11 protein-coding genes and 2 pseudogenes are annotated in these 10310 nt (G+C 42.6%); 9 read left to right on the top strand and 4 right to left on the bottom strand.

Going from position 1 to position 10310, the window contains the following annotated elements:
- The 3 genes from PX484_RS09015 to PX484_RS09025 all read left to right on the top strand — a co-directional run.
- A partial coding sequence (locus PX484_RS09015) for an ATP-dependent Clp protease proteolytic subunit (protein ID WP_288103525.1) occupies positions 1–590 on the top strand: 590 nt, incomplete at its 5' end.
- Positions 591–625: 35 nt separating this feature from the next.
- Positions 626–1225 (top strand): ATP-dependent Clp protease proteolytic subunit, encoded by a 600-nt coding sequence (locus tag PX484_RS09020; RefSeq protein ID WP_002734165.1) that lies wholly within the window; start codon positions 626–628, stop codon positions 1223–1225.
- Between the two features lie 165 nt (positions 1226–1390).
- A complete protein-coding gene (locus PX484_RS09025; RefSeq protein ID WP_287768122.1) occupies positions 1391–2047 on the top strand; it encodes a discoidin domain-containing protein in 657 nt (218 codons plus the stop codon).
- Between the two features lie 224 nt (positions 2048–2271).
- Here PX484_RS09025 and PX484_RS09030 read toward each other — a convergent pair whose 3' ends face one another.
- The 3 genes from PX484_RS09030 to PX484_RS09040 all read right to left on the bottom strand — a co-directional run bounded on the left by PX484_RS09030 (position 2272) and on the right by PX484_RS09040 (position 4067).
- Complete coding sequence (locus PX484_RS09030; RefSeq protein WP_288103528.1) at positions 2272–2955, bottom strand: response regulator transcription factor; 684 nt, start codon at positions 2953–2955, stop codon at positions 2272–2274.
- 298 nt (positions 2956–3253) lie between these two features.
- On the bottom strand, positions 3254–3709 hold the full coding sequence (locus PX484_RS09035) for a (2Fe-2S) ferredoxin domain-containing protein (protein ID WP_287768113.1): 456 nt from the start codon (positions 3707–3709) through the stop codon (positions 3254–3256).
- A 55-nt stretch (positions 3710–3764) separates the two neighbouring features.
- The gene (locus tag PX484_RS09040) at positions 3765–4067 is read right to left on the bottom strand and encodes a hypothetical protein (protein WP_002801943.1); all 303 of its coding nucleotides are present in this window, start codon (positions 4065–4067) and stop codon (positions 3765–3767) included.
- A 115-nt stretch (positions 4068–4182) separates the two neighbouring features.
- Between PX484_RS09040 and PX484_RS09045 the strand changes: the two genes are divergently transcribed.
- The 6 genes and pseudogenes from PX484_RS09045 to PX484_RS25985 all read left to right on the top strand — a co-directional run.
- Positions 4183–4584, top strand: coding sequence for an Npun_F0494 family protein (locus tag PX484_RS09045; protein WP_287768115.1), 402 nt, complete (start codon positions 4183–4185; stop codon positions 4582–4584).
- Positions 4585–4761: 177 nt separating this feature from the next.
- Positions 4762–6237 (top strand): cobyric acid synthase CobQ, encoded by a 1476-nt coding sequence (gene cobQ / locus PX484_RS09050; protein WP_287768117.1) that lies wholly within the window; start codon positions 4762–4764, stop codon positions 6235–6237.
- A 9-nt stretch (positions 6238–6246) separates the two neighbouring features.
- Positions 6247–6486: a 2Fe-2S iron-sulfur cluster-binding protein gene (locus PX484_RS09055; protein WP_002801947.1), complete on the top strand. Its 240-nt coding sequence runs from the start codon at positions 6247–6249 to the stop codon at positions 6484–6486.
- Positions 6487–7240: 754 nt separating this feature from the next.
- Positions 7241–8053 (top strand): hypothetical protein, encoded by an 813-nt coding sequence (locus PX484_RS09060; protein WP_002801950.1) that lies wholly within the window; start codon positions 7241–7243, stop codon positions 8051–8053.
- A gap of 225 nt (positions 8054–8278) precedes the next feature.
- Positions 8279–8458: pseudogene (locus PX484_RS09065) on the top strand (peroxiredoxin); the annotation flags it as partial.
- A gap of 105 nt (positions 8459–8563) precedes the next feature.
- Positions 8564–8890, top strand: a pseudogene (locus PX484_RS25985) (hypothetical protein); the annotation flags it as partial.
- A gap of 741 nt (positions 8891–9631) precedes the next feature.
- Here PX484_RS25985 and PX484_RS09070 read toward each other — a convergent pair.
- Positions 9632–10310, bottom strand: a 679-nt coding sequence (locus PX484_RS09070) for a cytochrome b/b6 domain-containing protein (protein ID WP_288103531.1), incomplete at its 5' end; no start/stop codon positions are given.

The following is a 10310-nucleotide window of genomic DNA, read 5'->3' on the forward strand; positions in this document are numbered from 1 at the left end:
GAATTGTCTATCTGGGGTTGCCCTTATTTTCCTCCGATGATGTCAAGCGCAATGTCGGGGTGGACGTGACGGAATTAATTATCGCCCAACTGCTCTACCTGCAATTTGACGATCCCGAAAAACCGATTTTCTTCTATATCAACTCTACCGGCACATCCTGGTACACTGGCGACGCGATCGGCTACGAAACGGAAGCTTTCGCCATCTGTGACACCCTCAACTACATTAAACCTCCCGTTCATACTATCTGTATCGGACAGGCCATGGGAACTGCCGCGATGATTCTTTCCGCAGGAACCAAGGGTTTTCGCGCCTCCTTACCCCACGCTACCATCGTTCTCAACCAAAACCGCACTGGGGCGCAAGGACAAGCCACCGATATCCAGATTCGCGCCAAAGAAGTAATCGCCAACAAACAGACGATGTTGGAAATTTTCTCGAAAAATACGGGTCAAACCACCGAAAAACTGGCGAAAGATATGGATCGCACCTTCTATCTCACCCCACAACAGGCGAAAGACTACGGATTAATCGATCTCGTTCTCGAAAGTCGCAAGGAGCTGCCGAAACCCCTCGCCCAAGTTAGTTAAGATTTATTACAAATTAGCAGGAGTTGTTACCAATTATGCCTATCGGTGTGCCAAAAGTTCCCTACCGTCTGCCTGGTAGCCAATACGAACAGTGGATTAGCATTTACAGCCGTCTTTCGGTGGAACGCATTCTTTTTTTGGGGCAGGAAGTCACCGACGGGTTAGCCAATGCCCTTGTGGCCCAAATGCTTTATCTCGACTCGGAAGATCCCACTAAACCCATCTATCTCTATATCAACTCGCCGGGGGGTTCCGTTACCGCCGGGATGGCCATCTACGACACCATGCAGTACATCAAAGCGGAAGTGGTGACTATCTGTGTGGGATTAGCGGCCTCTATGGGGGCATTTTTACTGGCTTCTGGTAGTCCGGGTAAGCGTCTCGCCCTTCCCCATGCGCGGATTATGATTCACCAACCCATGGGCGGAACCGGGCGCCGGCAAGCGACGGATATCGACATTGAAGCTAAGGAAATCCTGCGTATTCGCCAGCAATTAAACGAAATTATGGCTAATCGCACTGGACAAACCATCGAACGTATCGAAAAAGACACAGACCGCGATTATTTCCTCTCCGCCGAGGAAGCTGTCGCCTACGGTTTAATCGATAAGGTGGTCGAGGGAAGACCGGCTTAAGTCAGTCAGAGGTTAGAACAGGTTTCTCGCCTGTTCTAACCTTTTTTTCTGATAATAAACCTGACTTCTTTACCATAAAAAATGGGAAAAAACTGTATCAAAATTAGCAGAAATGGGCAAAAAAAAATAAACTCATTTCCGTTAATTATTGAAGGAAATTTCCCAATGAAAGTCGCCATCGCACCGATTGTTTTATCCACTGCCAGTTTAGGGTTAATGTTGGGTGTGGCACAAAACGCCCAAGCCGCTCTGATTCCTAACATCACTGCCTCGACAGATATGGGTAGTTTTGCCTCTGCTAACATAGCCAATACCGTCAATGGTGCCGGGTTGCCCAGTAATACACCAAGTCTGACAGGATCTCATGCTGCGGCAACTTTGACTAATGCTTGGTTGGGAACTGCGTTCACTGGTAATATCACTTTCAATCTCAATGGCAGCTATAGTCTGGCTGGTTTTAGCTTCTGGAACTTTAACGCACAGAGGACTGCCGGAATTAAGGGCGTGACTGTTCAATCCTCCACCAATGGGACAACTTTCACGACTATAGCGGGTGCTCCTACTCAGTTTGCTATCGCCGCAACTAATGCTGCTGCTGTAAATCCAGAGACGTTCAGCTTTTCTTCTCCGGTTACAGCCTCTTTTGTCCGGTTTGTTGTTGCTAGTAACTGGGATTCTGTTAATGGTACTGGCTTCTCTGAGGTTCAATTTGATAGAACTCCTGATCAACCTCCTCAGCTTCAATCTGTTCCTGAACCTTCTTCCTTGCTTGCTCTGTTAGCCTTTGGTTTAGCGGGTGTTGGTTTCAGAAAAAGAATGTAATCTTTAGATGGTAGGTTGGTTAATTACCCTTAGCCCTCTTCTCCCCACTGCCCACTCTTCTTGAACAGGATTTAGGGACTTGCGCTTTGATAATGTACCTTTTGGGCGAACGCAGTTCGCCCCTACATTGTGGACAAAATCCGTTACTGTAGGGGCGCAAAGCTTGCGCCCTCCGATCGATTGGGATATTATTACCACGCAAGTCCCTTAGTCTAGGATGCCTGCTAGGAATAAAGAAAAATGATATTACTTTCGATCGCCCACTGGCTCAATTCCGTGCGATTATGAAGACCGGTTTTATGGAGCATATTCGACACATGGCTTTCGATTGTCCGTTGACTAACATTGAGTTTTGCGGCGATTTCCCGATTAGCCAGTCCCTGGGCGACCAATTGTACTACTTTTAACTCCGTTGGGGTTAATTCCACATTACCCGGAACCTGAAGAGAGGTGACATCATCGGAATGGATGCGGGTGCTGCGTTTCGGCAACCGGCCCGCTTGTGTGAGGGAAGACTCCACCCGGGCCACTAATTCTTCCGGTTCAAAGGGTTTAACCATATAAAAATCGGCCTCGGCGGTTAAACCTGTCACCTTGTCCTGACTTTGCCCCTCAGGGGAGAGAAAAATCACGGGAAGACCACTAAAACGACTGTCCTGACGAATTGTTTCGAGGAAGGCATAACCATCCATTTCCGGCATGATCAGATCACAGATAATTATATCGGGCATTTCCGCTGCTTTGGCCGCATTTGCCCCGCGTTCGAGGATTTCTAGGGCTTCCCGACCGTTTTCTGCGGTTATCACCCTATAACCACGAAACTCTAGATAATCCTTCACCAAAAGTATTAAATTTGGGTCATCGTCGATTAATAAAAGTTGTTTATTGTCTTTGTTGGTCTCTTTCATGGGTATTTTCCGAGCTGCAGGGTTGGGGGAATGGAGACGGACAAAGGATCGATAGGCACTCATGCAACAGGTAGTTAGGGTTTCCTGAATAAATCTAAAAACCTTATCCAACAAGGTTTTTAGACTTTTTTTCTCTCAAAAACTGCCGACCATTGGAGTGATTGGGGGGAAAATTCTGGGACTTTTTCCCTAAAAATTAGGTAATTGACTCCCTCAAAATCGGTAAAACCCTACACCCCACACCCCACACCCTGCCCCCACGAAAAACTTTTTGCCGCAAACCCTAATTAATTGTGTTTCAGCTAGTTTTAACGCTGTTTTCCTCTATTGTTTCGGGTTCTTCTTCTGGACAGTTCCGAGAAATTGCCGGTAAATCGTGGCGAAGGAAAGCATATTCGGTGACGATTTGATTACCGATTAGGTGTTCTTGGATAATTCTTTCGATCGCTTCCTTGTTTACCCTTCCATACCAGACTCCTTCCGGGTACACTAATAAAATCGGTCCCTGGCTACAAACCCGCAAACAGTTGGCTTTAGTGCGAAAAACACAACCCGGACGGTCGGCGCTAGGGCGATCGAGTTCTAATTCACTTAACCGCTTCTTTAAATAATCCCACACTTCTAACCCTTCTTGCTTGTCACAGCATTTTGGCTTAGTCTGATCGCAGCAGAGAAATAGATGACGCTGGATCTGGGCCAATCCCAACTTAGTCACATTTTCCCCCAAGATATCTCTAGTGTCCGCTTCTTCCATAAATTTTTTTTATCAACTAAACTCTTGACATTGAACAGAAAATGTGCATAGCCGACTAAACTTTCGGTTTGAGGATGTAACGATAGATGAGATAAACGATAGCGGCAAGGATTAAAGCGCTCAAAACTGCGCTAACTAGCCGTAAAATCGCCGTTAAAATCGAAAGAGCCACAAAAACCCCCGCCACTGCTACGACTACCTGTGCCGGTGTGGACAGGCTGCCGTACCAAGTTTTCACTTTTTCGAGAGTGGCAGCAAAACTAACCGGGGTATCAAGGGGGGGAAAATCGTCGGTTTCGATTTCCACTTCCACTTCCTCTGGGGTATATTTAGTATCGAACGGTTCGGGAGACTGCATAAACACTCAAGCTACTTAACACTTCATCCCTATTCTATCGATGATTGGGGTTGACAGGGGTTGAGACAGAATTAGTGTAACAATGAGTTTATCCATAGCTAAATGACCGGAATCTATGAGCCTATCGACTCCCACCGTTACCGCCATCAATTATCCTGATGCTACCATCAACCGGGCCGAACGCGCCCTCTGTTGTTCTCCTTTCCGTGTCACCTTATTTGTGGCTATGCTGGAGCGAAGTGTATCACTTTTAAGCATTCCTGGTGCTGGGGGTTTAGAGAAAGGTTATACTTCCAGACTGCTGACGGAAGCAGCAGCGGAAAGCTATCTTCTCTGGTTGATTAAGGTGGGAATTTTGCGGCGCGAAGTAGATGGACAGGGGATAACCGATAGTTTTCGTCTCACTCCTTTAGGGAGAAAATTAATAGAAAAATGGCAACCCCAAGGGGACCTTTTCCCTAAACCCACTCTCTGGCAAAGATTTTTCAATACTCTGCAACGCTGGTTTTCTTTTTAATGCTGTTGGGAGTCAGTTATCAGTTATCAGTTATCAGTTATCAGATGTGAGTTTTCAGTTATTAGCCTCTTGCATGAGTGCCTGTCCTTATAAGTAGCATATACTCAACGGATTTAGTATCAACTGATTACTGTTTACCGATTACTGTTCACTGAAAATACTCAATAAAAAAACTAGATGAAAGCAATTATGGTAGTGGGGACGACTTCCCACGCGGGTAAATCTTTTTTAACTGCGGCTTTATGTCGTTTATTCAACCGGAAAGGTTGGCAAGTAACACCCTTTAAAGGTCAGAATATGGCCCTTAATGCCTATGTTACCGCCGGAGGGGGAGAAATGGGTCACGCTCAGGCGGTGCAAGCATGGGCCGCGGGGACAATTCCCCGGGTAGAAATGAACCCAATTTTATTAAAACCCCAGGGAAATATGACCTCTCAGGTGATTATTAAAGGCAAGGCTGTGGGTGTCACCACGGCAGCGGATTATTATCAGAATTATTTTGAGCAAGGTTGGCAAGCAATTAAAGAATCTTTAGCTAAATTATCAACAGAATTTGATCTAGTTGTCTGTGAAGGTGCGGGAAGTCCGGCGGAAATAAATCTCAAACATCGCGATTTAACTAATATGCGGGTGGCTAAATATCTCGATGCCGCTACTATTTTAGTGGTGGATATTGATCGCGGGGGGGCTTTTGCTCACGTCGTCGGTACGTTAGAATTGTTAGAACCGGAGGAAAGAGCTTTAATTAAAGGTATTGTGATCAATAAATTTCGCGGACAAAAATCCCTCTTAGATTCGGGGATTACTTGGCTAGAAGATTATACAAAAATTCCCGTGTTGGGAGTTCTTCCCTATAGTGATATCTTTTTAAGTGCCGAGGATTCTCTTAGTTTACTCGATCGACCCGCCCAAAAACCCAAAGCTGAACTAAATATCAGTGTCATTCGTCTGCCTCATATCGCTAATTTTACGGATTTTGACCCTCTCTGTGGCGAAGCAACAGTTAATGTCCGTTATCTAGAATTACAGGAATCTTTAGGTGATCCCGATGGGGTAATTATCCCCGGTTCTAAAACCACTGTTGCTGATTTAATTGCTCTTAATCAAAGTGGTATGGCTAATCAATTACAAGCCTATCACCAAAGGGGAGGTATTATCTTTGGCATCTGTGGTGGTTTGCAAATGTTAGGGCGATTAATCCTGGATCCTGACCATCGAGAAGGTCCCGAAAGTGAGGCAGCTGGCTTAAATTTACTGCCCTTAAAAACGGTAATTACTGCCGAAAAAATTACCCGTCAACGACAAGTTTTATCTAATTTTCCCCAAGGGGGTTTACCAGTAACAGGATACGAAATTCACCAGGGAATAAGCCAATGGGAAAGTGAATCAGGTTATCAAAAAATGTTCGAGGAAGATGCTAGTCTGGGAATTGTCAATGATTCTCTCTCAATTTGGGGCTGTTATTTACATGGTATCTTTGATAATGGTTCTTGGCGAAGAACTTGGCTAAATCATCTACGTCAGCGTCGCGGTTTATTATCTTTGCCGACGGGAATTGCTAACTATAGTGAACAAAGAGAAATAACCCTAGATAATATGGCTAATTTATTGGAAGAACATTTAAATCTTAACCCTATTTTTGCTCATTTGTAAGGAGAAATTATGACTATTGCAGTGCGTTTTTTACCCGATGATATTATCATAGAAGCGGAAACCGGAGAACTATTATTAGACGTGGCCAAAAAAGCAGGAATTGACATTCCTACCGGCTGTTTAATGGGTTCCTGTCACGCCTGTGAAGTAGAATTAGATGATGGCACTCAAATTTGTAGTTGTATTACTGGTATCCCCGGCGATCAAGATTCTTTAACCGTTCATTTATACTCGGATCCGCTCTGGTAGTTGTTAAAGTTTTCTGATAACAGAATTCGGGTATTACTGTTAAGTTTACGACTTCTAACTAGGAGAATAATGGCTCGGCGACTTCTCGTCTAAGGGAAGGTTTTTGATTTTTGCAAGATGTCCATGGATAATAGTATATGCAATATATTGATAAAATAGTATAACAGTTCGTATCAATGGGCTGTAAGAATAAATTTCACTAAACCCTTGACAAAAGTTACTTTTTGTATTACCTTTCGACAGTAGTGGTGCTGCCACGGGAAATACTTACATATTAACTATCTTAAAATATGTCAGATTATTATCATTATCAAAATTCTTGCTGTGGGACTGCCCACGCTTATTTGCTACCCTCTCTGAGTCAGATTTTTGCCGATCTTGCTCCTCCTGAAAAGCGTATTTTTGATCACCGCTCTTTGGGATCACGGACATATTAAATTCTGGTCTGTCAAAACCATCTCAGAACTATAGCGCTTTTCACGTTAATGAGTGATCGACAAGTTTTGCCAACAAAGGGTTTAAACCTCTTGCCCATGCCTCATTCTGATGAAAACTGCCATAATCACACAATAGGCTCTTCTGGTTTCTGTGCGGAAACGAGATCTATACTGATAGTTTCTTCCGCGGCTCGACGGAGCTTCGCCGAACGTCAAAATAGTCTTAAAAGTCTTGTCCCGTAAGCATTTTGCGTTCCATAAGCAAAAATTATCACACAAAGTCGAGAAGAGCCCACAATAAATACAGACAATAGCTTATGAATGCATCACGAACAAGTTTTCAAGCTGGTTGGTTAAATTTAGAGCAGGAATTAGTTTTACTTTTAACAGCAACAATTAATATTAAAGGTATGCCGAAAGCCTATCCAACTGTTCCTGAGCAAAGACAGGAAGATTACTATAATTCCCTGAAGTATTATATTAATTTTCATCCTCGTATCAAAAAAATACTATTTGTGGAAAATTCTGGTTGGCCTCTTGAGCGATTGCAAGAAACGACTCAAGAAAATCCCCATAACAAACAAATTGAATTTATTTCACTAGATGCCAATGATTTTCCTCGTAATTTTGGCAAAGGTTACGGCGAAACCCTATTAATAGAGCAGGGAATTTTAAAATCAGCACTGGTCAAAGAGTCTTCTTATATTGCCAAGATAACTGGTAGAATTTATCTTTTCAATATGACGGATATTTTAGAGAGGGTTAAAAGTCCCTTTGAGTGTTTATGTGATTTTAAATGGCCGATTTGGCAACAATTACAGAACAAACAAAATAATCCTTCCTATGCAGATACTCGTTTTCTTGTCTTTAGCAAATGCTTTTATGAAAGCTACCTGCAGCCGATGCACAAAAATCATCAGCAGGGTTGTTTTTATAGTGAACATCAATATTATCAAGCTATTAATTTAGCATCACAATCGGCTAATGTTTGTAAAAGGTTTCCCGTTGAACCGAAATTTTCTGGTATTGCGGGACATTTTGGGGGAAAAGACTATAATAGTCGTTCCGAACAGTTGAAATACGCAATTCGTGTCTTGACTCGTCAAACTATGCCTTGGCTATATCTGTAAAGGGTCGTGCTTAGTGGCGTATAAAAGTCAGTGGAGCCTCAACCACAGAAAAGGTGGCGTTTGACCCGGTTGTGAAGTAGTGAAATTTTTGTTACAATAAGGCGGTAAGCTGTTCATAACTTAAATTGCTTGTTGAGACGAGGCAAGAGGCAACAGTAAAGGGATTGGAGGAGATTCGCCTAATCCAAGAATAAGCAGTTTAAATACGTCTTAGCTTAACTGATTATGTCTCGTCGTCAACTGTTGAGTTTTTTAAGTACAGTAATTCTGGCATTTTTTGCCCTTATTCCCGATACTAACGCTTTAGGTGGCCTCCAACCCGCTTTAAATTAACCTGCACCCGATTTTACCCTACCGACTAACACGGGAGAAGGGAATATTTCCCTATCGGACTATCGGGGTAAAGGGAAAAGAAGATTTATAGTCATTTCAGATAAGTCTGATACAGTCTAAACCGACAAAAGCCTTATGAACTCTGGGATTGATATTCTCAATCTTAATTGAAATGACTATAGTTTAGGTAAAGTGATGGCTAAACTTCCTCATACTTCCTTTTCAGCGATTGCTATTACTTTTTTAGTCATGAATCTTTCTAACCTGTTGAGGCAGGTTTTTTGGGCTTTTTTATGTCTGATACCAAATCCGTTTTTAATAGTGTGATTAACTCCCAAGTTATGAATTGTTTCTCCCTGCTCCCTGCTCCGCTGCTTCCCTATACCTTATTAAACAGGATTTAGTATGAAATGGGAAAACAGCACTTTTTCTCGGTCAATGATTATGATAAGTTATAATTTATGGATTAATCAACAACGGAAGATTATAGTTGTAGCTAAGTGAAATCATTGATTAAGAGACCTGTACTTTTCAATAACTTTTTCAGCAGACCCTATTTAGGGGGTAAATCCTGCCATTCACAGTGCCGAAGTTTTAGCACGTTTAGAGGAATTACGGGCGAGTTCTTGAAATTTAAAGATAAGTAGCTGGTTATAATTAAATTAAAAATGGATTTTGCCTTTAATCCCCCCTTGATCCCCCCTTTGATAAGGGGGGTGCCGATCCCCCCTTAGTCCCCCCTTTAATCCCCCCTTATTAAGGGGGGCATCTGACAACTTTTAACGCCTACCTACTTAATTTGCTTTGTTTGAGAACAAATGATCCAGATTGTTCTACCTTTTTATAGCGCTTTTCACGTTACTGAGGTATCGACAGGTTTTGCCAACAAGGGGTTTAAGCTCCTTGCCCATGCCTCATTCTGATGAAAACTGCTATATTTTCTGGTCAAATATAGCGGTTTTCGTCTAATAAGGTATAGTAAATACCTTGATAGATAGGCGTTTCAGCGTTTCAGTCGGGACTCACTTCTGTGAAAACCGCTATATTAACAGAAGCTAATTTATCGGTAGAAAAAGTCTATCGTATTGGTCGTATTGCTCCCTTAGCGAAGACGATGATTATTCTCGCTCGTCGGGGTCAATAAATCATACTAAATCCTGTTTAAAAGGTATAGGAGAGGAGACTAGAAGGGAATTTGAGCATTTGTACTAAAATTCCCAATACGCAGTTTAAATACAGTACAGCTTAGTCAAACTTGGGAACAATCCAAGCTGCTATAATAGCCAATAAAACAACAATTTCTAAGACTTTATATAAGTTAAGAGATTGTAGCCACTGCAAAGTATTGGCTAGACGCAAATTTAACCGCCATTGACGTAATTGAGATAACCATAATTTCGGATTATCTTGTTCACGAAAACGCCATTTAAGAATAGATAATAACAGGGGAATCCCTCCCACTTTAGCAGTCATGAGCAGGTGCAGGATCAGACTTACTGCCATAATTAACCAACTGAGCAAATGGGCATAATACCAAAAGTGATTTAATTCCCCTTCCGGTAGCCATTCGGAATCCATCATCCGTCCACTATACAAGGCAAAAGTTAGGGCAAAAAGAGTCAAAGTATTGACTAAACGATGGAGACTGTACCACCAAATCGGCTTACCAAATTGGGTTAATTTGTTAAGAGAATCACTTTGAATTAATCTTTTGTTACCCCGACGAAAAGCATAGATAGCAAAAACGGGAAAGATAATCAGAGTATAGAGGCCAAAAGTGCCATGAATACTTTCAATTTCTCGATATTCTGGTAAAGGCAGTTTTAACCAACGACCGTCAAAAGTATCATAGGTCCAATAGGCCGTAACCATGGCGGCAATGAGGGCAATTCCCGTGAATCCGTGCAGAATTCGCAGTAAAAGA

This window comes from Microcystis sp. M49636_WE2, assembly GCF_030065375.1.
Lineage (GTDB): Bacteria > Cyanobacteriota > Cyanobacteriia > Cyanobacteriales > Microcystaceae > Microcystis > Microcystis aeruginosa_C.